The organism is Acinetobacter sp. ANC 7912, from assembly GCF_039862785.1.
In the GTDB taxonomy this organism is placed as follows: Bacteria; Pseudomonadota; Gammaproteobacteria; order Pseudomonadales; family Moraxellaceae; genus Acinetobacter; species Acinetobacter thermotolerans.
Genome location: NZ_CP156795.1, coordinates 2,678,625 through 2,700,696 on the forward strand (window position 1 = coordinate 2,678,625; position 22,072 = coordinate 2,700,696).

25 protein-coding genes and 1 pseudogene are annotated in these 22,072 nt (G+C 44.2%); 18 read left to right on the top strand and 8 right to left on the bottom strand.

Annotation, left to right across the window (positions count from 1 at the left end; translation table 11 throughout):
* The first annotated feature begins 441 nt into the window (after positions 1 to 441).
* The 5 genes from leuA (at position 442) to rdgB (ending at position 5,319) form a co-directional block, all read left to right on the top strand.
* Entirely contained in the window at positions 442 to 2,139 is a 1,698-nt protein-coding gene (gene leuA, locus ABEF84_RS13145; protein ID WP_034584361.1) for a 2-isopropylmalate synthase, read from the top strand.
* A gap of 112 nt (positions 2,140 to 2,251) precedes the next feature.
* The gene (locus ABEF84_RS13150; RefSeq protein WP_034584364.1) at positions 2,252 to 3,412 is read left to right on the top strand and encodes a homoserine O-acetyltransferase; all 1,161 of its coding nucleotides are present in this window, start codon (positions 2,252 to 2,254) and stop codon (positions 3,410 to 3,412) included.
* Positions 3,412 to 4,005, top strand: coding sequence for a methionine biosynthesis protein MetW (gene metW / locus ABEF84_RS13155; RefSeq protein WP_347454695.1), 594 nt, complete (start codon positions 3,412 to 3,414; stop codon positions 4,003 to 4,005). The genes ABEF84_RS13150 and metW overlap by 1 nt, the downstream gene beginning before the upstream one ends.
* Complete coding sequence (locus ABEF84_RS13160) at positions 4,002 to 4,592, top strand: tetratricopeptide repeat protein (RefSeq protein ID WP_034584368.1); 591 nt, start codon at positions 4,002 to 4,004, stop codon at positions 4,590 to 4,592. The genes metW and ABEF84_RS13160 overlap by 4 nt, the downstream gene beginning before the upstream one ends.
* A gap of 100 nt (positions 4,593 to 4,692) precedes the next feature.
* A complete protein-coding gene (gene rdgB, locus ABEF84_RS13165) occupies positions 4,693 to 5,319 on the top strand; it encodes an RdgB/HAM1 family non-canonical purine NTP pyrophosphatase (RefSeq protein ID WP_347454694.1) in 627 nt (208 codons plus the stop codon).
* A 239-nt stretch (positions 5,320 to 5,558) separates the two neighbouring features.
* Here the strand turns inward: rdgB and ABEF84_RS13170 are convergent, their stop codons facing one another.
* Both ABEF84_RS13170 and ABEF84_RS13175 read right to left on the bottom strand, forming a co-directional pair.
* Positions 5,559 to 6,440, bottom strand: a complete 882-nt coding sequence (locus ABEF84_RS13170; RefSeq protein ID WP_347454693.1) for a permease — start codon at positions 6,438 to 6,440, stop codon at positions 5,559 to 5,561.
* Positions 6,441 to 6,550: 110 nt separating this feature from the next.
* Positions 6,551 to 7,333: an NRDE family protein gene (locus ABEF84_RS13175; RefSeq protein ID WP_347454692.1), complete on the bottom strand. Its 783-nt coding sequence runs from the start codon at positions 7,331 to 7,333 to the stop codon at positions 6,551 to 6,553.
* 94 nt (positions 7,334 to 7,427) lie between these two features.
* Between ABEF84_RS13175 and lgt the strand changes: the two genes are divergently transcribed.
* The 3 genes and pseudogenes from lgt (at position 7,428) to ABEF84_RS13190 (ending at position 9,071) form a co-directional block, all read left to right on the top strand.
* Positions 7,428 to 8,237, top strand: coding sequence for a prolipoprotein diacylglyceryl transferase (gene lgt / locus ABEF84_RS13180; protein ID WP_034588394.1), 810 nt, complete (start codon positions 7,428 to 7,430; stop codon positions 8,235 to 8,237).
* A 94-nt stretch (positions 8,238 to 8,331) separates the two neighbouring features.
* Entirely contained in the window at positions 8,332 to 8,703 is a 372-nt protein-coding gene (locus ABEF84_RS13185; protein ID WP_347454691.1) for a hypothetical protein, read from the top strand.
* Positions 8,696 to 9,071: pseudogene (locus ABEF84_RS13190) on the top strand (hypothetical protein). The gene ABEF84_RS13185 and the pseudogene ABEF84_RS13190 overlap by 8 nt, the downstream one beginning before the upstream one ends.
* A gap of 31 nt (positions 9,072 to 9,102) precedes the next feature.
* Here the strand turns inward: ABEF84_RS13190 and ABEF84_RS13195 are convergent.
* A complete protein-coding gene (locus ABEF84_RS13195) occupies positions 9,103 to 9,645 on the bottom strand; it encodes a hypothetical protein (RefSeq protein WP_034588400.1) in 543 nt (180 codons plus the stop codon).
* A gap of 417 nt (positions 9,646 to 10,062) precedes the next feature.
* On the opposite strand from ABEF84_RS13195, the gene ABEF84_RS13200 reads away from it, so the two are divergent.
* The 7 genes from ABEF84_RS13200 (at position 10,063) to msrA (ending at position 16,037) form a co-directional block, all read left to right on the top strand.
* Complete coding sequence (locus ABEF84_RS13200; RefSeq protein WP_034588401.1) at positions 10,063 to 10,554, top strand: lipocalin family protein; 492 nt, start codon at positions 10,063 to 10,065, stop codon at positions 10,552 to 10,554.
* A gap of 105 nt (positions 10,555 to 10,659) precedes the next feature.
* On the top strand, positions 10,660 to 11,964 hold the full coding sequence (locus tag ABEF84_RS13205; protein ID WP_347453003.1) for an IS4 family transposase: 1,305 nt from the start codon (positions 10,660 to 10,662) through the stop codon (positions 11,962 to 11,964).
* 197 nt (positions 11,965 to 12,161) lie between these two features.
* A complete protein-coding gene (thyA, locus tag ABEF84_RS13210; protein WP_347454690.1) occupies positions 12,162 to 13,004 on the top strand; it encodes a thymidylate synthase in 843 nt (280 codons plus the stop codon).
* 272 nt (positions 13,005 to 13,276) lie between these two features.
* Positions 13,277 to 13,789 carry a dihydrofolate reductase gene (locus ABEF84_RS13215; protein ID WP_034588405.1) on the top strand — a complete coding sequence of 171 codons (513 nt, stop codon included), beginning with the start codon at positions 13,277 to 13,279 and terminating at the stop codon, positions 13,787 to 13,789.
* Between the two features lie 29 nt (positions 13,790 to 13,818).
* Positions 13,819 to 14,865 carry a DUF4105 domain-containing protein gene (locus ABEF84_RS13220; RefSeq protein WP_347454961.1) on the top strand — a complete coding sequence of 349 codons (1,047 nt, stop codon included), beginning with the start codon at positions 13,819 to 13,821 and terminating at the stop codon, positions 14,863 to 14,865.
* Positions 14,866 to 14,964: 99 nt separating this feature from the next.
* Positions 14,965 to 15,426, top strand: a complete 462-nt coding sequence (locus tag ABEF84_RS13225; protein ID WP_347454689.1) for an META domain-containing protein — start codon at positions 14,965 to 14,967, stop codon at positions 15,424 to 15,426.
* A gap of 92 nt (positions 15,427 to 15,518) precedes the next feature.
* Positions 15,519 to 16,037 carry a peptide-methionine (S)-S-oxide reductase MsrA gene (gene msrA / locus ABEF84_RS13230; RefSeq protein WP_347454688.1) on the top strand — a complete coding sequence of 173 codons (519 nt, stop codon included), beginning with the start codon at positions 15,519 to 15,521 and terminating at the stop codon, positions 16,035 to 16,037.
* A 57-nt stretch (positions 16,038 to 16,094) separates the two neighbouring features.
* Here msrA and ABEF84_RS13235 read toward each other — a convergent pair whose 3' ends face one another.
* The 5 genes from ABEF84_RS13235 to ABEF84_RS13255 form a co-directional block, all read right to left on the bottom strand.
* Positions 16,095 to 16,499 (bottom strand): biopolymer transporter ExbD, encoded by a 405-nt coding sequence (locus ABEF84_RS13235; protein ID WP_347454687.1) that lies wholly within the window; start codon positions 16,497 to 16,499, stop codon positions 16,095 to 16,097.
* Positions 16,499 to 17,119 carry a MotA/TolQ/ExbB proton channel family protein gene (locus ABEF84_RS13240; protein ID WP_347454686.1) on the bottom strand — a complete coding sequence of 207 codons (621 nt, stop codon included), beginning with the start codon at positions 17,117 to 17,119 and terminating at the stop codon, positions 16,499 to 16,501. The genes ABEF84_RS13235 and ABEF84_RS13240 overlap by 1 nt, the downstream gene beginning before the upstream one ends.
* Positions 17,120 to 17,144: 25 nt before the next feature.
* Positions 17,145 to 17,924 carry a TonB family protein gene (locus ABEF84_RS13245; protein WP_347454685.1) on the bottom strand — a complete coding sequence of 260 codons (780 nt, stop codon included), beginning with the start codon at positions 17,922 to 17,924 and terminating at the stop codon, positions 17,145 to 17,147.
* Between the two features lie 208 nt (positions 17,925 to 18,132).
* On the bottom strand, positions 18,133 to 18,999 hold the full coding sequence (gene purU, locus ABEF84_RS13250; RefSeq protein WP_347453199.1) for a formyltetrahydrofolate deformylase: 867 nt from the start codon (positions 18,997 to 18,999) through the stop codon (positions 18,133 to 18,135).
* 49 nt (positions 19,000 to 19,048) lie between these two features.
* Positions 19,049 to 19,780: a TetR/AcrR family transcriptional regulator gene (locus ABEF84_RS13255; RefSeq protein WP_034584089.1), complete on the bottom strand. Its 732-nt coding sequence runs from the start codon at positions 19,778 to 19,780 to the stop codon at positions 19,049 to 19,051.
* Positions 19,781 to 19,915: 135 nt separating this feature from the next.
* Here ABEF84_RS13255 and ABEF84_RS13260 point away from each other — a divergent pair, with 135 nt between their 5' ends.
* From ABEF84_RS13260 to rpmG, 3 genes are all read left to right on the top strand, one after another.
* Complete coding sequence (locus tag ABEF84_RS13260; protein ID WP_347453200.1) at positions 19,916 to 21,364, top strand: coniferyl aldehyde dehydrogenase; 1,449 nt, start codon at positions 19,916 to 19,918, stop codon at positions 21,362 to 21,364.
* 165 nt (positions 21,365 to 21,529) lie between these two features.
* On the top strand, positions 21,530 to 21,766 hold the full coding sequence (gene rpmB / locus ABEF84_RS13265; protein WP_004813275.1) for a 50S ribosomal protein L28: 237 nt from the start codon (positions 21,530 to 21,532) through the stop codon (positions 21,764 to 21,766).
* A 16-nt stretch (positions 21,767 to 21,782) separates the two neighbouring features.
* Positions 21,783 to 21,938, top strand: coding sequence for a 50S ribosomal protein L33 (gene rpmG, locus ABEF84_RS13270; RefSeq protein ID WP_001205031.1), 156 nt, complete (start codon positions 21,783 to 21,785; stop codon positions 21,936 to 21,938).
* The last annotated feature ends 134 nt before the right edge of the window (positions 21,939 to 22,072 follow it).

A 22,072-nucleotide genomic window follows, 5' to 3' on the forward strand; every position in this document is an offset into this window, starting at 1 on the left:
TTTGGAATTTAACTTATTCACTTATCTGGGTTAACCCTTCTTATGTCCTGTTTGAACCGAGAAAAACTGTTATTGTGAAATATGGATTGCAACACTAATATATAAAAGAAAAAATTTAGCTATATTGGATAATCCAAGGAAAATTAAACACCATATATGCAGTTGAAAGAAATTATTTTCTAATTTAAATCAATATAAGAAAATCTTTTTAAAGATAAGACTAAAATCCATAGAAAAAGCAAAAACTTTTCACGTATTCTGGACTAGAATTTAAGTATAGACAGGTGCATCGGTCGATCCCGATGATCAAGACTTAAAAGCCAAGGATTGATCGAAGTTACCCTCACCTGCCAGTAAATGATTTATAGACAAAATCTATATGTAGACCCAGCAACCGCTTCAATCAAGAGGGTATGCCAGGCTACTTTAAGGAGCTCTCTCATGATGTTGGCTGATCCAAGTAAAAAATACCGTCGCATGTATCAACGTGTGGACTTACCAGACCGTCAATGGCCGAACAATGAAATCACTAAAGCGCCGATCTGGATGAGTACTGACCTGCGTGATGGTAACCAGGCGATCTTTGAGCCAATGAACATCGAGCAGAAGTTCAAAATGTTCCAGATGTTGGTGAAAATCGGTTTCAAACACATTGAAATCGGTTTCCCGTCTGCATCTCAAATCGACTTCGACTTTACCCGTAAGTTGATCGAAGAAGGTCATATTCCTGATGACGTGTATATCGAAGTTTTGGTACAAGCACGTGACCACTTGATTCAACGTACATTCGAAGCGTTAGAAGGTGCAAAACGCGCAATCGTGCACATCTATAACTCTAACTCTCCAACATTCCGTAAAAAAGTATTGAATGTGGACGTTGAAGGTGCCAAACAATTAGCAATCAATGCTGCACAAAAAGTAAAAGAATATGCAGCAACTCGTCCTGAAACTGAATGGGTATTCCAATATTCACCAGAATGCTTCACCGCAACTGAATTGGAAGTGGCAAAAGACGTTTGTGATGCTGTAACTGAAATCTGGGAAGCATCTCCAGACAATAAAGTGATCTTGAACTTGCCAGCGACTGTCGAAGTGTCTACACCAAACGTTTACGCGGATCAGGTGGAATGGATGCACCGCAACATCAAGCGTCGTGATGGTGTGATTATCTCTGTACACTGCCATAACGACCGTGGTTGTGGTATCGCAGCATCTGAATTGGCAATCATGGCTGGTGCTGACCGTGTTGAAGGTTGTGTATTCGGTAATGGTGAACGTACTGGTAACGTGGACGTGGCAGCGATTGCCTTGAACATGTACACCCAAGGTGTGGCACCAAACTTGGATTTCTCGAATATCAACGAAATCATTGCCACCGTTGAAGAATGCACAGGCTTGCCAGTCCACCCTCGCCACCCATATGCAGGTGACTTGGTGTTCACCGCTTTCTCAGGCTCGCATCAGGATGCGATCAAAAAAGGTTTCGAGTTCCAGAAAGACGAAGAAATCTGGGATATGCCATACTTGCCAATCGATCCAAAAGACTTGGGTCGCGACTATGACGCAGTAATTCGCGTGAATTCACAGTCTGGTAAAGGTGGTATCGCCTACTTGTTGGAATCTAACTATAATGTGATCTTGCCACGTCGCTTGCAAATCGAATTCTCGCAAGTGGTACAGAAACGTACTGATGAAGACGGTACTGAAATCAGTGCAACTGAAATCTGGAAATTGTTCAAAGAAACTTATGTTGCAGCGAAAGATGCACATTACTCTGCGAAAAACTACAAGTTAGCTGATGAAAATGGCAGACAAGTGGTTGAACTGGATATCGAAGTGAATGGCGAAACCCAGCACTTGCGTGGTGAAGGTAATGGTCCAATCTCTGCAATCATGGATGCATTGCAATTGCCAATCGACGTAGTGAACTACGAAGAACGCAGTGTCAGTGCCGGTGCACATGCTAAAGCCTTGGCATTGGTGGAACTTCAAGTGAAAGGTACAGGTAAATCTGCTTTCGGTGCAGGTGTGCATGACAATATCGTGACCTCTTCAATCGAAGCGATCATCGCATGCACCAACCGTCTGATTGAGCAAGGTGTGTTGAGCACTGAACAGGTGATTGCTGCTGCCGTCTAAACCCCGGCATCAAAATTTACAATCATCCATAGTACGAAAATGACTTTAGAAGGATACCCGCAAGTGGTATCCTTTTATTATTCATACTAAAGATTTAAGGCGAATTATTCCCGTGTCTTTTCCTGCAGACTCCGTGGGCCTTGTAACCCCACAAAAGTTCCAATTTGAAGAGCCGCTAGAGCTTGAATGCGGACGCATCCTCCCCCGTTTCGAACTGATGGTAGAAACTTATGGCGAACTGAATGCAGATAAGTCCAATGCCATTTTGATTTGCCATGCCTTGTCAGGCCATCACCATGCGGCCGGCTATCATCACGAAGATGACCGCAAACCCGGCTGGTGGGATTCCTGTATTGGCCCGGGTAAAGCCATTGATACGTCCAAGTTCTTTGTTGTCGCGATCAATAATATTGGGGGCTGTCACGGCTCAACTGGCCCAACTTCACCCAACCCTGAAAATGACAATCGCCCCTATGGTCCAGACTTTCCATTAGTGACAGTACGCGACTGGGTCAAAACACAGGCAATGCTATCTGATCGTCTTGGTATTGATATCTGGTATGCCATTGTCGGAGGTTCACTCGGTGGCATGCAGGCGCTGCAATGGTCAGTGGATTATCCAGACCGTCTGCAAAAATGCGTGATTATTGCCAGTGCGCCGAAACTGTCTGCACAGAATATTGCCTTTAACGAAGTGGCTCGTCAGTCCATTCTGTCTGATCCGGATTTCTATCATGGCCGTTACTTAGAACATGACAGCTATCCAAAACGTGGTCTGATTCTGGCGCGTATGGTCGGTCATATTACCTACCTGTCTGAAGAAGCCATGAAACAGAAATTTGGTCGTGACCTGAAGTCCGGCAAATTTATGTATGGTTTCGATGTGGAATTCCAGGTGGAAAGCTATTTGCGCTATCAAGGCGAGCAATTTAGCCGTAATTTCGATGCCAATACCTACCTGATCATGACAAAGGCATTGGATTACTTTGATCCATCACGTGAATATCAGCAGTCACTGGTAAAAGCGATGGCCCAAACCAAATGTAAATTCCTGGTAGTCTCTTTCACAACTGACTGGCGTTTCTCACCTTCACGTTCTGTTGAAATCGTGGATGCCCTCATTACTAATCATAAGCCTGTCAGCTACGTAGATATTGATGCTGAGCAGGGCCATGACTCCTTCCTGTTCCCTATTCCGCTATATGTGAAGTCACTGCGTGCCTTCCTGGGTGGTGAAGAACTATTAAAATCAACACCGAAGGAGGCTGTGTAATGCGCATTGATCAACAACTTGCTGAACGTTGGATTAAACCGGGTTCACGCGTCCTTGACTTAGGTTGTGGTGATGGTGAATTGCTGGCTCATATGAGCAAAAAGCACAATATTCGTGCATATGGGCTAGAAATTGATCAGGAAAAGATTGCAATTGCGATCAGTCGCGGGTTAAATATTATTCAGCAGGACTTAAATCTGGGATTAAGTCGTTTTGCAGACCAGTCTTTTGACTATGTTGTCATGGCACAGGCTTTGCAAGCTGTAGATGCACCTGACGTTTTATTGCGTGATATGGTGCGGGTGGGTAAACAGGCGATTATTACTTTCCCAAACTTTGCCCATTGGAAGACCCGTTCTTTCCTGGCACTCAAAGGAAAAATGCCTGTTTCGGAAGCGTTGCCGTATATGTGGTATAACACGCCGAACATTCACCTCTGTACCTTCCGTGACTTTGAAGCACTTTGCGCGGAAAATAACATCAAAATTATTAATCGACTCGCTGTAAATGGGGATCAACAAGGCAGTATGCTCAGCAAGCACCTCCCTAATCTGTTTGGTGAAGTCGCAATTTATCGAGTGAGCGCTCTATGAAAAAATTATTACTAAGTACGACGCTACTGGCTGGACTTTTTAGTATTCAAACCCATGCAGATTATGTTGCTCCAGCTCCTTCTGTGGCAAGTCAGGCCGCACAGTATTCCGTGATGGACATTAACAGTCTGATTAAGTCTGCCAAAGCAGGTCAGCCTGCTGCACAGTTCTATCTGGCGACCCGTTACCAGTATGGCAAAGACATTCAGAAAGATGAAAAACAGGCATTTGCCTGGTACAAAGCAGCTGCAGACCAGGGCCTGGCAGTGGCTCAGCTGAATGTGGGACGTATGCTGGCAGATGGTATTGGCACCAAGAAAGATGAAGCTTTAGCACGCCAATATTTTGAGAAGGCAGCCAGCCGTGGCGACAACCGTGCCAGCTTTAACCTGGCGATGATGGAAGAGAAGAAGAAAAACTATATGGGTGCTTACCAGTGGTATGAACTCTCTACCCGTGATGGCATGCTGGACAATAAAGTGATTACGCTTTCTGAGGGTAAGAAAACTGCTCTAGCAGCCAACTTAACTCAAGAACAGATCCGTCAGGCGCGTGACCGTGCAGATAAATGGATTCAGGCACAATAAACTGAATTTATTAAAAGGCACCTTCGGGTGCTTTTTTATTGGCTGTTTGGGTCTAGGGGTTGTTAAAATAAGCCCGTTTTTTAAATTCAGAGTAATTGATATGGCTTCAACTGACTGGCTATCCCAAGGCACACTGGTACTAGCAAGTAACAACAAGGGCAAAATTGCCGAGTTTGAAAAGATGTTTGCCGAGCTAAAATTACCGGTTGAAGTGGTTCCTCAAGGCAAACTAAATATTGAAGATGCCGTTGAGGATGGTTTGAGCTTTGTTGAAAATGCCATTATCAAAGCACGTCATGCCTCTAAGATTTCTGGCAAACCAGCGATTGCAGATGACTCTGGTATCTGCGTGCCTGTTCTTGGTGGTGCACCGGGCATCTATTCAGCACGTTATGCAGGTGAACATGGCAATGATGCTGCGAACAATGAAAAATTACTGGCTGACCTAAAACCACTCCGCAAAGACGGCGAAGCGATTGAGGGTATGTTCGTGTGTGTACTGGTACTGGTACAACATGCAGAAGATCCATTGCCACAAATTTTCCAGGGCATCTGGAAAGGTGAAATTCTGGAAGCACCACGCGGTGAAAATGGTTTTGGTTATGACCCATTGTTCTGGTTACCTGAACTGGGTATTGCGAGTGCTGAAATGAGCAAGGAAGAGAAGAATAAAATCAGTCACCGTGGTCAGGCGATGCAGCTGTTTAAAGCGAGTTTGGAAAAATAAATCTAATTTGTAAAAGGAGTCTTCCCTCCTTTTAAGAGGGAGGTCATTATAAAAACAACCCTCATGATGCTGCTCATCTCCCATAGGAAAGAGAGAAAAACTCCTCCCTTTATTAAAGAGAGTCGGGAGGGATTTAAATTTATCTCTTATCAAGAATCCCCCTTTGTAAAAGAGGGACTTTCAAAAACTTTTATACCCTCTCTCTAACTCTCTCCCAGAGGGAGAGAGAACTTTTTAATTTATAATCCCGGCACCACCACATGCACCACCGTCCCATACACCCCAATCAATATCGCACTGGCAAGCGTTCCTGATGCGATATATTTTGCAGAATAACCCGTCCCCTGATAATGGGTTTCCAAGGCCACAATATTAGCTGCGGGTGGAAGCAGGAAATACATCATCATTACTGCATACGTCAGGACTTGATGCGGAATTGGTAACAAGAAATAAGCTCCAGCTGCTAAACCAAGAGCAATAACAAAACGACCGCTGATCAATATTAAGCTGCGTTTTAAATCACTGAGCTGAATCCGAACTTTACTCAACCACATCCCCAAAATGCACATGCCAGCGAAAGTCACCAGAAACTTATTCGCAGCATAACCCCATTGAATCATCGGATGCGATTCATAAGCAGTGAAATCCCAAAATGACAAAATCGCTGCAACAGTGAGCGCAATCACCGGTGGAGATTTCAGCATATTTTTAATAATAAATTTGGGATCCTGCTTATCAGGACTGACAGCCACTACGGCGCTCACATTTCCAAATAAAGAACCACCGATATAGAGAGCCACTATGATATTTAAAGCTTCAGGACCAAATACAGCTAAGGCAAAAGGAAAACCGAGCCAGACTCCATTGAGATAACTAAAACATAATGCCCGCAATTTATCTTTGGAAAAAAGATAGAACAGTCCAAACAGGAAGATCGAACTAAAAATACTAAAGCCAATTAGCCACAGACTGCCCTGCTTATAGAACACCATGTTGTAAATCACAATCAGGGGAATCAGCAGGCGGGCTAACAAAGCCGCCATGAATGGACGAACTGGCTTTAAATTTTGGACGCCCCAGAATCCAATCAAAAATGAAATTAATGGTAGGAGCAGTGCCATAGGGAAAATAGATTCAATGGTAATCGATAGGCTTCATCCTAGCATACCTGCCTATGCTACGAACTTGATGTTTAAACTGATCTTTTTATAAATCTCATCACCAATACTGCTTATGCAGTGATTGGAATAACTTTTTTGACAATCTGTCCTACTGTTCCCCCCTGCTGGGATTTTTCTAGCCACTGCCATTCATCGGTTTTCATTCTCAGAAAATTGGAACAGCGTGTGCCATAGACCGGACTTTGAATAAAGGTCGAAGACAGTAACTGTTCCATTTCCGGCGTAATCCCGGTCTTAGGTAAGAGCTCTGGAATAATCTTTCGTTCATCCTCCAGAATATCCCAGACAGCGTAATATAGATCGGATTCAGGTGTATCTGGATGCTGCAGCATCGGCAAGAATTCTTGGGTAAAGCGCTTGCGCAGATGCCGGGTCTTTTCCCAGTGTTCCGTCAGCAAGCCATTGGAAACTACATACACACCATGTGCCAGCACCTGCGGTGCCTCGCCCCGGTTACTCATATACACCGCCTGCTCACGATCACCCACAAACAGGTTAAAGCCGGCATAGTCACACTGTTTCTTTTCCAGTTCCCGGGCAAAACGGATCGGTGTTAGATCCGATTCCAGAAAATTCTGAATGATATGCCCACGTGAAGTCGGATAATTATTCTTGTCATTGCCATCACGGAAATTGGTAATCACTGCCCATCTTCCTGATGGAGTGATACCCATCCAGGTACCGCCAGACTGCAAATCTTGTCCTGCAATAATTGGACTATTCTCCCATTCATGTAAGGCTGCTGTGGGACGCTGATAGAATTCGTCCCGATTGGAAATCAGACATAAAGGCGTGTTATCCAATACACGCCAGGCCAAGGCGACAATACACATATTTGCTGCTCTAGATCTTTACACATTGAATGTACAACATTTTTCCGGAGTTTAGGCTAAAATCAGGACAAAACAGAATGACAAAGGAAGATGCATGCTCACCTATCCCAATATTGATCCCGTAGCGATTTCGCTCGGGCCTTTGCAGGTCCACTGGTATGGACTAATGTATCTGATGGCATTTTTATTTGCTTGGGGACTCGCCACTTATCGTTCCAAACAGCGTGGCTGGACACCGGATATGGTCTCAGATCTGATTTTCTATGGTGCTCTTGGGGTGATTCTGGGTGGTCGTGTTGGCTACGTACTGTTCTATGGTTTTTCCCAGTTTCTGGCCGATCCGATCTGGCTCTTTAAAATCTGGACTGGTGGTATGAGCTTCCACGGCGGTTTCCTCGGTGTGATCCTGGCAATGCTGCTTTGGTGCAAGAAATACAAGATGACCTGGTTCCAAACCTTGGACTTTATCGCGCCATGTGTACCCACCGGTCTGATGTTCGGCCGTATTGGTAACTTTATCGGCGGCGAGTTGTATGGCCGTCAGGTGACTGATCCAAACTTTGCTTTCGGCATGATTTTCCCAACCGATCCGCTGCAACTGGTACGTCACCCATCCCAACTGTATCAGGCACTGTGTGAAGGTCTGATCCTGTTTATCGTGCTATGGTGGTTCAGTTCCAAGCCACGCCCGCGTATGGCCGTGTCTGCCTTGTTCCTGATCGGCTATGGTTTGGCACGTTTCGTGGTGGAATTTTTCCGTGAACCGGACAATGGTCAACTATTTATTGCCTGGATGAGTAAGGGCCAATTCCTCAGCCTGCCAATGATCCTGATTGGTATCTGGATGATGTGGTATGCCTACCAGAAGAAAATTTATGACTGGGGTCCACAGAAAAACAGCTAAATCAGCTGAAATTATTGCGAGGCATTTGCCTCGCTTTTTTATTTCTGAAATATGCTAAAGTGCAGCTTATCTCTTATCCTAATTCCCGGTTGTCATGCTTGAATACTGGTTTAATCCGCAAATTTCTGTCCTGAAAAAATTTCTGATTTTTATCGTGATTGCAGCAGTCACCGCAGGCCTGTACTGGATGGAACCTTTGCCGCTGGATTCAATTCTGATGTTTGCCGGCACCGGAATTATTTTCCTGATCTGCCGCTACTGCAAAATTCATTTTGTGAAAAATCCTACTGGGCTGGCCTATCGACTGCTCATCTGGATTCCAATTGCCCTGTTACTGGCGCTGATTTTTATGAATATGAAAGGTGGTGAGATTCTACTAAGCGGTGCACAAGGCATTGGCTTTATGGCACTGTCGATCTGCCTGTTTTCACCATTGTCATTAATGCACAAAAATACGCATGCTTGATTTCTGGTATTCGGAACGCTGCACGCGGCAGATCAAACTGATAGTCTGCATTGCCACCTGTGCAATCATTTATTCTGCCTTCGACTTTTTCCGAGCTGGGTAGAATTTATGTGGGAATCAGTCTGGCAATCGGCATGCTCAGTCATGTGCTGCATACGGTCGCATTAAAACTTCCAAAGCAGAATTCTTATAAGGAAGGCTTCACCCGACTGAATCTGTTTATTCCACTGATTGCCCTGATCACCCTGATTGGCGTGCTGCCGCAGCAGCACAAAATTGCCTTAGGGGTTCAATGTGTGGGCTTTAGTATGCTTGGACTGTTTATTGTGTCCATTTATGCAAACCGTGCGAAACGCTTCGAGGACTAAAACCTTTCGCAGAGTTCGATTGACGTACCGCTTATAGATAAGAATCCAGACGGTAGTAAGTGTATTTCACATTCGGGCTACGATAGACTGCGTAGCCGGTCTGTCTGAAGTCAGACACCCAAGCTGTACCTGAGTAGGCTGCAATGTGCCCATACTTGTGCTCTGAAGTCCGGTCGATGATATAGATATCACCTTTTTTCGGACGGTCAAATGACAGGTTAATTTTACGATAACCTAACTGTTGCAGTGTCGTACCCCAGTCCGCTGCTGCGACAGGGTGATTAACGATTTTCGCGCCTGAAGATTGCAGGCCAATCCGGATACTGCGTGCGCACATCTTGGTACTAGTATTACGGGTAATACCTTGCAGATAGCTAGTAAATTTTTCGATATCAATACGCTGACCTTTAGAACCAAAGTTCTTGTAAGATTCAGATTGATTTTTACGGGCTGAAGCAGATGTGTTGCGCTGGGACTGACGTTTAGCATTTTGTCCCGATTGAGAACGAATTATGACATTCGCTTGAACAGGAGCATGAACTGCACTCATATTCGCTTGATGATCATAAATCATATTAGACCAGGTACTCCTCGCCGTTTGCAGGCGTTCATATCTTTCAAGAGGCCCAAATACTAGCCCTATTAATGTTATTTTTCACGTTCTAAATGTAAATAAATTTATCAATATTTAACCAGTCAAATTTAAACACTTATTTTTTATGTAATTATTTTACCTCATTTGTTTACAAAAAATTAAATTATTAAGTTTTTGTGAAAAATAAATTAATAGTTATCTCAATTCAGCAAAATAAAATTTATGGATTTAACTCAAATCATCTCTAATTAAAATTTCCTGCACAGGCTCTACCAAATCATATCTATTTGAAAATAAACACAACATTTCACTACAGGATTACAGCATTGCAGTGCGATTGAACTGTTTAGACTGTGGGACACCAATTCATTGACTGACATAAAATGGAGAAAAAGAATGAGTCATGATATTCCGACCGTTTCCAATTTTGATCTCGCCAAATATCTGGGCATCTGGTATGAAATTGCCCGTCTCCCAATGAAACACCAGCCTGAAGATAGTACTGATATTTCAGCAGCTTATAGCTTGAATGAAGATGGTACAGTTCGTGTCCAAAACCGTTGTCTGGATGCTGACGGCAAGCTAGATGAATCGATTGGTGAAGCGACCATTGTTGATGCAGCCAATGGCAAGCTAGAAGTCAGCTTTCTGCCAGAAGGTTTGCGTTGGGTACCATTTACCAAAGGGGATTATTGGGTACTGAAACTGGATGCTGGCTATCAGACTGCTCTAGTGGGTGAACCAAATATGAAATATTTATGGTTATTGCACCGCACTCCAACCATTGATGAAGCGACCAAACGAGAATATCTGGCTTATGCACAATCACTGGGTTATGACCTGTCGGATCTGATTGATACAGTACATACCGGCAAACCAACCGCCTAAAAAGGTCTGTAAAAAAGCACCCTAAATGGGTAATGCCAGTCAGTTAAGCAAATATTAGTAAAATGTAGTAAAAATGAGTGTATGTAAATACGCTCATTTTTTTTTATGACTTTATCTGAAAATTTAGATTGCACCCTTCAACATTCTTTACCTTCACTTAGCCATTTTAGTGAATTTATTGATTTCAACTGGATTGAGGAAAGTCTGAATCAAACAGGTAAGGCATCAATTAGAAGAAGGAAGTTACCCGCTGAACATGTGGTATGGCTTGTCATTGGACTCGCTTTATTTCGAAATCAACCTATCGGATATGTCGTAGAACAACTAAAACTTGTATTTGGTACAACAGAATATTGTGTTCCTAGCGCAGTAGTACAAGCACGACAACGTTTAGGATCAGAACCTTTAAATGCGCTATTTTCTTTACTTAGCCAAGCCTGGTTTGAAGAATCTCAGCAGCAATACTCAAACTTTCACGGTCTGAGTGTGTGCGCTGTTGATGGTGTTGTTTGGTCTATGCCTTATACAGATGAGAATTTTGCACACTTTGGTTCATCTAAAGGAAAAACTGCTGATGCTCCTTATCCACAAGTGAGAGCAACCTGCTTAGTAAATACCGCGACCCATGAAATTATAGATGCTCAAATAGGCAGTATGGATCAAGGTGAACTCACACTGGCAAGCCAATTATCTCCTTGTTCACACAGTATTACCCTATTTGATCGAGCCTATTTCTCTGCAGATTTTCTCATCGGGTGGCAAAAACGTGCAGAAGAAAGTCATTGGCTTATGCGTGCAAAAGATAATTTACGGTATGAGATTGTGGAGCGTAATTCGCAACATGACTTTCATATTAGAATGCCGATATCAACAAGAGCTAAAAAACTTAATCCAGCCTTAGGAGATTATTGGGAAGCACGTCTCATTGAGGTTGAGCAGGCAGGTAAGATTAGACGTTATATCACTTCACTAATAGATTCAAAGAGATATCCATTATTAGCTTTAGCAAAACTCTATGCCCAGCGTTGGGAAATAGAAATGTGTTACCGAGAAATCAAGAGTAACTTACAGGAAGGGAAGCATTTAAGGAGTAAACAACCTACCTTGATTTATCAAGAGTTATGGGGAGTCTTTATTGCCTATAATATTCTAAGAAGACAAATGAAATATATGGCTCAACGTGCAAAAGTCAGTCCTTTGAGAATGAGCTTTCATATTACCTCTATTGCTATCCTTAACCTATTGAAGTTTGATTCTTTGGCTTCCGCAGGCAATTTGCCTAAACATCTAGAAAGTTTAATGGAAAAATCTAAAAGGTATGTTTTACCGAAAAAAAGAAGTAGAAACTACCCACGAGTTGTGAAAGGGAAACCACAGAAATACCCAAAAAAATGCCAGTCAATCTCTTAACTGACTGGCATTACCCTAAATGGGTGTTTTTTATTAGATGAAAAGAGTGTCTGCTGATGCTGAATTATGGTAAAAATGCTATTCTAAGCGATTTTTCAAATTACTGATCCTGCATATCTCCCCAGAATGGAGATAAGACAGGGACATTTTTGCCATTCATTTGAGAGGCAATATTCAACAGATTTTAAGAGAAACCTATGCGCCAATATCTTGACCTTTTACAACATATCCTCAACAACGGCGGTGATAAGGGCGACCGTACTGGTACGGGTACACGTTCAGTATTTGGTCATCAGATGCGCTTTGATCTTTCTAAAGGTTTTCCTTTACTGACCACTAAAAAAGTTCACTTTCGTTCCATCGTGATTGAGTTGTTGTGGTTCCTAAAAGGCGATACCAACGTCAAATATTTACAAGATAATAAAGTTACCATTTGGGATGAATGGGCCACTGCAGAACAGACTGCACGTTTTGGCCGTCCGGAAGGTGAGCTTGGTCCTGTGTATGGTCACCAATGGCGTAATTTTGGCGCAACAAAAAAAGAAGATGGCAGCTACAATCAGGACGGTTTTGACCAGATCAAATGGCTGATCAATGAGATCAAGACCAATCCAAATTCACGCCGCCTGATCGTATCGGGCTGGAACCCAAATGAAGCTGGGCAAGTTGCTCTACCGCCTTGCCATACCCTGTTCCAGTTCTTTGTGCATAACGGCAAACTTTCTTGTCAGCTGTATCAGCGTAGTGCTGACGTATTCCTTGGCGTACCATTTAATATTGCCAGCTATGCCCTGCTGACCCATATGATCGCGCAGGTTTGTAATTTGGACGTTGGTGATTTTGTCTGGACTGGTGGCGATACCCACCTGTATGCCAACCATTTTGAACAGGCGAAACTGCAACTCAGCCGTGAACCAATGGGCCTGTGCCAGCTCAAACTTAATCCTGAAATCAAAGACATTTTCGACTTTAAATTTGAAGATATCGAAATCGTTGGCTATGAATCACATCCCGGCATTAAAGCACCTGTCGCAGTTTAAGTATTCAAATATGTAACGGATCGAGTCATCGCATCCGTTATAACTTCCAAATCCTATTTCATCAAATTCCCTTTTTCTTACACTTCCACTATTCATTAATTTCATTTCTACCTTCTGATCATTTTTGTTCTTTTCTTAAAGCATCTCATTCTTTATTTAAAAAATTGTGCTCTGACTGTTGCCTAAGCCTCAGCATTTCAGATATTTTGGCTATTCCCTTTCCTGTGCTGTAACAGATACAGGAAATCCAGGTGTAGACAAGGATTTAAGCTATGGCATTTCAAGATTTAGAAGTGGTTCACGTGGTGGCTATGGATCAGCAACGCTGTATCGGTAAGGGCAATGACCTACCTTGGCATATTTCTGCCGACCTGAAACATTTCAAGGAAATTACCCAAGGCGGTGTAGTGGTCATGGGCCGTAAAACGTTGGAATCTATGGGCCGTGCCTTGCCTAAACGCGTGAACTGGGTGATCACTCGTGATCCCAACTGGAATTTTGCAGGCACGCGTGTTGCACACAGCATTGAAGAAGCCCTAGCCCAAGCGGTTGCCGATGTCAAAGCCTCTGAAAAACCAGACAGCATTTTTGTCATCGGGGGTGGTGAAATCTTCAAACAGACCATGGATATTGCTGACCGCCTGGAACTAACTCATGTCGAGCTGGATGTTCAAGGTGATGCCTACTATCCTGAAATTCCGGCTGAGTTTAAAAAAGTTTCTTCCGAGTCACACACCGACGACAAAACCGGGATTGTTTTTGAGTTCGCAACGTATAGAAAATAAAAGAATAATTTTAACTTGAAGATTCAATGATGCCTGCACAGGGAAATCCTGCACCCCACCGGCTGTTCTGGTTACTGAATGCAGTATTTACCCTGTTTGTTCTTGGTTCCAGCTTGTGGCTGTGCCTGGCAATCTGGGTGCAGCAGCCTTTGGGAGTGATTGGCAGTTATGTGCTGATTACGCTATGGCTGCTTCTCGCCTGCGGGGCTTTAGGCATCTATTTTAGCCGTCATCTGATTTCGCGTGGCGCAGATACTATTCTCTATATTTTAGCTTTCCTGTTTAGCCTGCTCTGGTATTTCAGTCTGGATGCCCGTCAGGACCGGGACTGGAATCCTGAAGTTTCCCGTATTCTCAGTTATGAGCAGCAAGGTGATCTGGTTACTCTACATAATGTGCGCAACTTTAACTGGCGACCGGACGGCAGTTATGTCGAACGCTGGGAAAGCCGTAGTTATGACCTGAATAAAATTACTGGTGTGAATGTCATCACGTCCTACTGGATGGGTCCGCACATCGCACATACTTTGGTGAGTTTTGATTTTGCTGATCAAAAACCGCTGACTTTTTCCATTGAAATCCGTAAGGAAAAAAATGAGGAGTTCTCAGCAATTGGTGGCTTTTTCCGCAAGTATGAACTGAGTCTGGTCGCTGCTGATGAACGCGACATTATCTATACCCGCACTAATACCCGTGGTGAGCAGGTCTATTTCTTTCCAGTGAACATGCCACAGGCACAAGCCCAGGCACTGTTTAAGGAATACCTAGCCAAAGCCGATGATCTGGCACAACAGCCGAAGTGGTACAACACCCTGACTAGTAACTGCACCACACTGGTATTTGACATGGTCCAAGCAGTTTCACAAAAACCATTGCCAACCGATTACCGCCTATTTGCTTCCGGTTATCTACCAAATTATATGTATGACCTGCAGGCGCTGGATCAGAACTGGGACTTACGCACCTGGTATGCCAAGGCGCATGTCAATCCACGTGTCAAAGAATTTGTTCAGGTCAGCAGCGAACAATATTCCGCTTTAATCCGCGAAGGCTTGCCGACAGCGCAAACAGAATAAGAGCACTTTCAAGTAAAGCAAAAGATACAAATTGTATTGGTATCTATTGAATTTTTTTGTTTATATACAGTGATGTATCAAAGAAAAAGAGTAAGTCCAATGTTAAAGAAAGTGACCGCTATTGCTATGTTAGCTTCAGCACTGGTTTTTACCGGCTGCCAAACTACACCAGACCAGACCTCTTCTCAGGCTGTTGAAAACTTGCAACAGCTGCAAAACCGCACCTGGATCGTCACCCACATTGGCAGTGAAGAAATCAAGACTGTACCTACTGCACGTAATATCCCAAGCCTGCAGTTTGATGCAGCAACCCAACGTGTAACGGGCGCTGATGGCTGTAACCGCATTATGGGCAGTTATACGGCTGGTAAAGATACCCTGACTTTAAGCCAGATGGCAGGCACCAAAATGGCTTGTATGAATAACGATGATCTGGATCAAAAATTTAATGAAGCGCTTACAAAAGTGACTCATTACCAGGTCTTCGGTAAAACCCTGAAACTACTAGATAGCTATGGCAATCCGGTCATTCAGCTGACCAGTGCAGCACAGCCTCGCTAAACTATTTTCAAAAGAGCCTGTTTATACAGGCTTTTTTTTATTCAGTATTTAGAGCGTAGAATAGAAATAGATATTTGAAAAAGGACAAGATCATGCAACAAGCACTTTTCGGTGGAGGATGCTTTTGGTGTACCGAAGCGGTATTCCTGCAAATTCGCGGTGTGGAGAAAGTCGTGAGCGGCTATGCTGGTGGGCATATCGAAAACCCAAGCTATGAACAAGTGTGTGATGGTAATACCAACCATGCCGAAGTGATCCTGATTGATTTTGATAATAGCCAGATCAGCTTCAAGCAATTGCTGGATGTGTTCTTTGCCACTCATGACCCTACAACCCTAAACCGTCAAGGTAATGATGTCGGCACTCAATACCGTTCGGTAATTTATTACTTTAACGAGGAACAACAACAGCAAGCCCAAGAAGTCATTGATGCACTGAAAGTTGACGGCGTAAATGTCGTAACAGAACTCAGCCCTGCCCCAACCTTCTATCCGGCAGAAGACTATCATCAGAATTTCTTTGCCAAGAACCCAACTCAAGGCTACTGTAACTTTGCCATTCCACCAAAACTCAACAAGCTGCGTTCGAAGTTTGTCGATCTGCTGAAATAAAGTCAGCGGCAATAAAAAAAAGCGACCACTTAGGTCGCTTTTTTTGATTCTGGAAAATCAGTTATCGGTTGCAAAGGCAATATCTGTGAGTCCGGCTCCACTCGCGCGTGACATCACCTGAGCAACGGTGTCATAACGGGATGCTTTGTCTGCCTTAAGAACAATGGTTGGCTGACGCTGTGCCTGACCTGCCTGATTGAAACGGGTTTCCAGCTCATCCAGCGAAACAACCTTGCCATTCCATGCCACATCACCGGCAGCATTAATGCTGATGGTGACATTTTCAGGCGGCAGATCAATAATTTCTGCTGTGGTTTGTGGCAAGGTTAATGGAATTGATGGGTTCGCAACGGTCGCTGTCACCAGAAAGATGATCATCAATACCAACATAATGTCGATCAGGGGAATGAGGTTCATCTCATTCATGCCTGTATCGTTGTCTTCACCCAATTGAAAAGCCATTAAGCTTGACCTCCAACTAAATTCTCTTGAGCCACTTTGGTATCTGCTTTCTTGGCAGATTCCTGTTGCAGCATAGTATCGATCAGCAGGCTATGCGCATGATCTTGCAGTTCATTGCTTAAAGTACGGTTGAAACGTACGGCAATGTTATAAGCCAATACTGCAGGAATCGCCACTGCCAGACCTAAACCGGTCATGATCAGTGCCTCACCGACTGGTGTCGCCACTTGAGCCAGACCTGCCTGACCGCTCTTACCCACGGCAACCAGCGCATGGAAGATGCCCCATACTGTACCGAACAGACCCACGAAAGGCGCGATAGATGCTATGGTACCCAGAACGGAAACGCCTTTTTCAGCATTGGCTTTCTCTGCTGCAATTTGACGCAGTAAAGCCTGTTCAGCTACAGCCTTACGCTGTTCAAAGCCCAGAGGAGCCATTTTTACTTTCAATTTATCAAGCGCTGCAGACAACTGAACATAAGCCAATTGCTTGAGTTGACGTGTACCGAGCAAGCGCAGTACGAAAATAGTCCATGTCGCAATCGACATTGCCAGCAACACAAAATACAGTGTTTTACTGACTGCATCAGCATGTTGCCAATAAACTGAAAAGTTCATACTCGAACTCCTAATGGGTTAGCCGTTATCTGGTAATCTGGAAGTCAAAGGGTTGCTGGACGCGCGTTGGATAAGCAACACCATTTTCAACATATTTGGTTAACTGTGCACGACGTACTGCTGACTCGACCTTACGGTTAATCGAAGGACTACAGCTGGAATTACGTACAGTCGCTGAAACCACCTTACCTTGTTCATTCGCCGAAATATCCACCACCAGTGAGCAGGAATCTTTTAACTCGCCTGCGGTCATAGAAACTTTTGGCGCACGCAACCAGCTGACACCACCGCCCAAAGACACACTCTTCGGCGCTGGAGGCGCAGGCGGTGCCGGTGGAGTGACCGGTGCCGGCGGTGCAACAGGCGCTGGTGCAGGTTTTGGTACCACCTTTTCAGTCACCACAGCAGGTGTAACCGGAGCTGGCGGTGTTGGTTTGGTTTCAACTGGAGGTGGAGCAACCACTTTCGGTGCTTCCGCCTTTTTCACTGGCTGGATTTTTTCAACCTTTTTCGGTGGCGGTGGTAACGGTTTGTCGACAACCTTCACTTCTTTCGGTTTTAGTAGCTCTTTCTTCGGCTCAGGTGGTTTTGGCTTCGGAGGTAATGGTTTCGGTGCTTCCTGCAGTTTGACAAAACGCACCTTCAAAGGTTCCTTGTCTACAGGTTTGAGTTCAGGTGCTTTCATCTGGCTGACCGCCCACAACAGGCCAACGTGCCCGACCAGTACCGCCGCCATCACAGTTGCGACTTTCTTTTTCATCTGGTTGGGAGGAGTAGGCATCTTAGGAGAAGCAACTTGGCTCATTAAATCTTTTACCTTGAGGAGATGATGCGAAACAACCAATCAAACTCATCGGTTAGCACAATTAAAGTACGCCAATAATAAATGAGAAGGGTTTTCATTTGCAATAACAATCCCAAACTTTCTCCAACTTTTTTTATAAGCTGATGAAATCTACTCAAATAAAAAAGGCATACTTAAAGTATGCCTTTTTTGAATTGCAATGCAAGTGTTATTGGAACACCACAGTTTTATTGCCATCAACAATGATACGGTCTTCCAGATGCCATTTCACCGCACGTGCCAGCACATTACGTTCCACGTCCTGACCCAGTTCACGTAACTGGTCTACAGTAAAGTCATGGCTCACGCGTTCCACGTCCTGCTCGATGATTGGACCTTGGTCCAGATCTGCAGTGACATAGTGTGCAGTTGCACCAATCAGTTTCACGCCTTTGTCATAAGCCTGTTTATATGGATTGGCCCCAACGAACGCTGGCAGGAAGGAATGGTGAATGTTGATAATTTTCATTTCCCATTTCGATACAAATTCTTCATCCAGAATCTGCATATAACGCGCCAATACCAGCAGATCATTGCCCTGCATCAGCTCGTCAATTTTGGCATAAGCCTCGCGTTTATTTTCCTTATTCACCGGCACAACTTCAAACGGAATACCGAAGTTTTCTACCGATTCACGCAGGGTGTCATGGTTTGAAACCACTTTGGTAATTTCACATGGCAGTGCACCACGGGCATGACGCCATAACAGCTCCAGCAGAGCGTGATCCACTTTAGACACCAGAATACCGACTTTTTTCACATCACTCACCAGTGCCAGACGCCATTTCATGTCATAGCGTTCTGCGACATTGGCAGAGAAAGTCTGTAGCAGGCTTTCTTTACGGCTTTGCAGGTTGTCCAGTTCAAACTCTACACGCATGAAGTAACGCCCGCCCTGCGCTTCTGTCGCGTATTGATCAAGGGCTGTAATGTTGGCACCCTGATGATACAAGAAGCTAGACACAGCCTGCACGATGCCTGGCTTGTCTTCACAAGTAATCAATAAACGCGCGGTGTTAGCAGTCGTCATATTCATGTTGGTATATGTCACTAATCAGGTAAATTAAAAAAGTAAGCCGAGTATTCTAGCGCGTTTCTGAATTATTCTGAATAGTTTGTTCAGTTTCCCGATCTTTAGCAGATGACAGGCTGGCAAACAGTTCGGATGAACCAAAGGAGTTCAACAGGCTTTCATAAGTCTGACGGCTTTCGCCACGCAGATAGGCACCTTCTAGGAATACCATCTGACGCAATGCCTGCCATACCCATTTTTCTTCCAGATGGTTGGAATCGGTAATGTGGCCAGACATATACAGGAAGTTGGTCCAGTTGGTCAGTACGATCCATAGGTTGATGATCAGCGCTTCAATTTCGGAATCGGTCATTTCCATCAGGCCGGCATTCACGAAGGCCTTGTAGATCTTCTGCCCCTGTTTCATTACCTCACCAGCAAAGCGTGGATACATCTTGTGAAAGTCTTCATTGTTTTCCACCAGATGGTAGACATCACGGTGCAGGAAGCGGTAAGCCCAGAGTTGGCTGCTCAACACCTGGAAATAATGAATCTTGTCATTGGCATCAAGTGGACGGTCTTCAGGCAGCGCCAGCATTTCCAGCGTTTCCTTCTGGTACTGCTCCATCAGCTCCTTGATAATTTCATTCTTATTACGGAAATGATAGTACAGGTTACCCGGGCTCATACCCAGCTCAGCAGCAATATGGTTAGTTGTCACTGAACGTTCGCCACGCTCGTTAAACAACTGCAAACTGATCTGCAAAATACGTTCTTTCGTTTTCAACGTTTTGGTTTGGGACATCCTAAAATAACCATTCAGTTCGTATAACGCTCACGCCAGCAGCAGGCTGACGGACGAGTACACAAAGTAACTTGACTAATTAGAGTATTTACTCTAAAAATGATGCATCGATTTTCTTAAAAATGGTAGTGCGGCATGAACAGTCATACAAAAACGACATCAATGACACCACATTTTTTTGATAGCCAATGCCTTAATGACATTTTGGCCTTACAAAAACATGCCTACTTACGTTACCCATTGCCGACTGCAAAGGAACGTATCGATCGTTTAGCTCGACTTAAGCGTATCTTAGTTAAGTATCAAGATCAATTTGCTGAAGCAATTAATCAGGACTATGGCAACCGCTCCATCGGGGAAACCAAAATTGGTGAGCTGCTGACCTGTTTAGAACATATCAAGTATTACAGCAAGAACCTGACTACGTGGATGAAACCATCCAAACGCCATGTCAGCATTATTCACCAGCCAGCCAAAGCTTGGGTACAGTACCAGCCTTTGGGCGTGGTCGGTATCATTGCACCCTGGAACTATCCTTTATTACTGTCGATTGGGCCGCTGATCTGTGCTTTAGCAGCCGGTAACCATGCCATGATCAAGATTTCCAGTTCATCAGCCGCTTTTGGTGAAGTATTGGAAAAAGCACTAGCCGAAGCTTTCCCGAAAGAACTGGTGGCTGTGATCAATGGTGGCGGTCGGGTATCGGATGCGTTCTGCCGACTGGCTTTTGACAAGCTGATTTTCACTGGTTCAACTGCAGTCGGTAAAACTGTCATGGCTACAGCTGCAGAAAATCTGGTCCCAGTGATTCTGGAACTCGGCGGCAAGTCACCTGTTCTAGTTCACCCTTCTATTGACCTGAAAGATGTAGCGCAGCGTGTGGCTGTGGGTAAGCTCTGGAATGCCGGACAGACCTGTGTAGCACCAGACTATATGTTCCTGCCGCGTGGCAAGACCGCAGAGTTTATTGATCACTTCAAGGCCTGCGTGGAAAGTATGTACCCGGACATCACCCACAATCAAGACTACACTTCTATCATTAATGACAAGCAGTACAACCGCCTGCAAGGTTATTTAGAAGATGCCCGTGTGCGTGGTGCACAGGTGATCGAGATCAATCCGCGTAATGAAAGGCCAGCGGATCTACGCAAAATTGCACCGACGATTCTAACCAATGTCACCCCAGACATGGATGTGATGAAGAATGAAATCTTCGGTCCGCTGTTGCCGATCATGGAATATGATCAAATTGACGACGTTATCGACTTTATTAATAGCCGTCCGCGTCCACTTGCATTATACTATTTCGACTTTGATCAGGCGCGTGCCGATTATGTCGCACAGCGTACCCATTCGGGTCACTTTGGTCAGAACACGGTATTGACCCATGTTGCGCAGGATGACCTGCCATTTGGCGGCGTTGGCGCCTCCGGAATGGGTAAATATCATGGACCAGAGGGCTTCTTCAGTTTGTCGCATGAACGGTCTGTAATGTCGAATCCTAAGCTGTATAGCTTGAAATACATTCTCCCACCGTTTAATAAGCCGATTCATAAACTGATTTCGAAGACTCTTCTTCGATAAATGATCAAGGCATGAGCTATTGCACAGGCTCATGCCTCGTTTTAGACAAAATCGCTTGTCTTTTAAGCGCATTTTTGGTATAAAACGCCCCTTGAATGAATTCAATCCGTTTATTTTTGACTGGCCAAACAGATTTGCTGTTGGCTAAATCAATGGAGTTACACCATGTCTAAGGTTTGCCAAGTTACCGGCAAGCGTCCAGTCGTTGGTAACAACGTCTCACACGCCAACAACAAAACTAAGCGCCGGTTCGAGCCGAACCTGCACCAACACCGCTTCTGGTTAGAAAGCGAAAAACGTTTCGTACGTCTTCGTCTTACTACTAAAGGTATGCGTATTATCGACAAATTGGGCATCGAGAAGGTTGTAGCTGACCTACGTGCTCAAGGTCAAAAGATCTAAGTAAGGAGTCAGGACAATGCGTGATAAGATTCGCTTAGTTTCTTCAGCTGGTACAGGTTATTTCTATACCACTACTAAGAACAAACGTACTATGCCGGAAAAAATGGAAATCAAAAAATTTGATCCAAAAATCCGTCAACACGTGATCTTCAAAGAAGCTAAAATCAAATAATTTTAGCTTTCTGAAAAAAAACGGCCTGTTCAGGTCGTTTTTTTTTGCACTTTTTTTCTACAGCTTGATAAACTTTCTGCATGTTTTGGCACTTTTTGTGCTTATTTCCCATAAAAAACTGAAATTTCATAAAT

What these genes read in the sequence shown, in the direction of transcription:
- ABEF84_RS13240 (WP_347454686.1), bottom strand. Translation starts at nt 17,119, where the DNA reads ATGAACTTTTCAGTTTATTGGCAACATGCTGATGCAGTCAGTAAAACA.
- ABEF84_RS13170 (WP_347454693.1), bottom strand. Translation starts at nt 6,440, where the DNA reads ATGGCACTGCTCCTACCATTAATTTCATTTTTGATTGGATTCTGGGGC.
- ABEF84_RS13175 (WP_347454692.1), bottom strand. Translation starts at nt 7,333, where the DNA reads ATGTGTATTGTCGCCTTGGCCTGGCGTGTATTGGATAACACGCCTTTA.
- purU (WP_347453199.1), bottom strand. Translation starts at nt 18,999, where the DNA reads ATGAATATGACGACTGCTAACACCGCGCGTTTATTGATTACTTGTGAA.
- ABEF84_RS13255 (WP_034584089.1), bottom strand. Translation starts at nt 19,780, where the DNA reads ATGTCCCAAACCAAAACGTTGAAAACGAAAGAACGTATTTTGCAGATC.
- thyA (WP_347454690.1), top strand. Translation starts at nt 12,162, where the DNA reads ATGCGCCAATATCTTGACCTTTTACAACATATCCTCAACAACGGCGGT.
- leuA (WP_034584361.1), top strand. Translation starts at nt 442, where the DNA reads ATGATGTTGGCTGATCCAAGTAAAAAATACCGTCGCATGTATCAACGT.
- ABEF84_RS13245 (WP_347454685.1), bottom strand. Translation starts at nt 17,924, where the DNA reads ATGAGCCAAGTTGCTTCTCCTAAGATGCCTACTCCTCCCAACCAGATG.
- ABEF84_RS13225 (WP_347454689.1), top strand. Translation starts at nt 14,965, where the DNA reads ATGTTAAAGAAAGTGACCGCTATTGCTATGTTAGCTTCAGCACTGGTT.
- ABEF84_RS13235 (WP_347454687.1), bottom strand. Translation starts at nt 16,499, where the DNA reads ATGGCTTTTCAATTGGGTGAAGACAACGATACAGGCATGAATGAGATG.
- msrA (WP_347454688.1), top strand. Translation starts at nt 15,519, where the DNA reads ATGCAACAAGCACTTTTCGGTGGAGGATGCTTTTGGTGTACCGAAGCG.
- ABEF84_RS13160 (WP_034584368.1), top strand. Translation starts at nt 4,002, where the DNA reads ATGAAAAAATTATTACTAAGTACGACGCTACTGGCTGGACTTTTTAGT.
- rpmB (WP_004813275.1), top strand. Translation starts at nt 21,530, where the DNA reads ATGTCTAAGGTTTGCCAAGTTACCGGCAAGCGTCCAGTCGTTGGTAAC.
- ABEF84_RS13215 (WP_034588405.1), top strand. Translation starts at nt 13,277, where the DNA reads ATGGCATTTCAAGATTTAGAAGTGGTTCACGTGGTGGCTATGGATCAG.
- rdgB (WP_347454694.1), top strand. Translation starts at nt 4,693, where the DNA reads ATGGCTTCAACTGACTGGCTATCCCAAGGCACACTGGTACTAGCAAGT.
- metW (WP_347454695.1), top strand. Translation starts at nt 3,412, where the DNA reads ATGCGCATTGATCAACAACTTGCTGAACGTTGGATTAAACCGGGTTCA.
- ABEF84_RS13260 (WP_347453200.1), top strand. Translation starts at nt 19,916, where the DNA reads ATGAACAGTCATACAAAAACGACATCAATGACACCACATTTTTTTGAT.
- rpmG (WP_001205031.1), top strand. Translation starts at nt 21,783, where the DNA reads ATGCGTGATAAGATTCGCTTAGTTTCTTCAGCTGGTACAGGTTATTTC.
- ABEF84_RS13220 (WP_347454961.1), top strand. Translation starts at nt 13,819, where the DNA reads ATGCCTGCACAGGGAAATCCTGCACCCCACCGGCTGTTCTGGTTACTG.
- ABEF84_RS13195 (WP_034588400.1), bottom strand. Translation starts at nt 9,645, where the DNA reads ATGATTTATGATCATCAAGCGAATATGAGTGCAGTTCATGCTCCTGTT.
- ABEF84_RS13200 (WP_034588401.1), top strand. Translation starts at nt 10,063, where the DNA reads ATGAGTCATGATATTCCGACCGTTTCCAATTTTGATCTCGCCAAATAT.
- ABEF84_RS13185 (WP_347454691.1), top strand. Translation starts at nt 8,332, where the DNA reads ATGCTTGAATACTGGTTTAATCCGCAAATTTCTGTCCTGAAAAAATTT.
- lgt (WP_034588394.1), top strand. Translation starts at nt 7,428, where the DNA reads ATGCTCACCTATCCCAATATTGATCCCGTAGCGATTTCGCTCGGGCCT.
- ABEF84_RS13205 (WP_347453003.1), top strand. Translation starts at nt 10,660, where the DNA reads ATGACTTTATCTGAAAATTTAGATTGCACCCTTCAACATTCTTTACCT.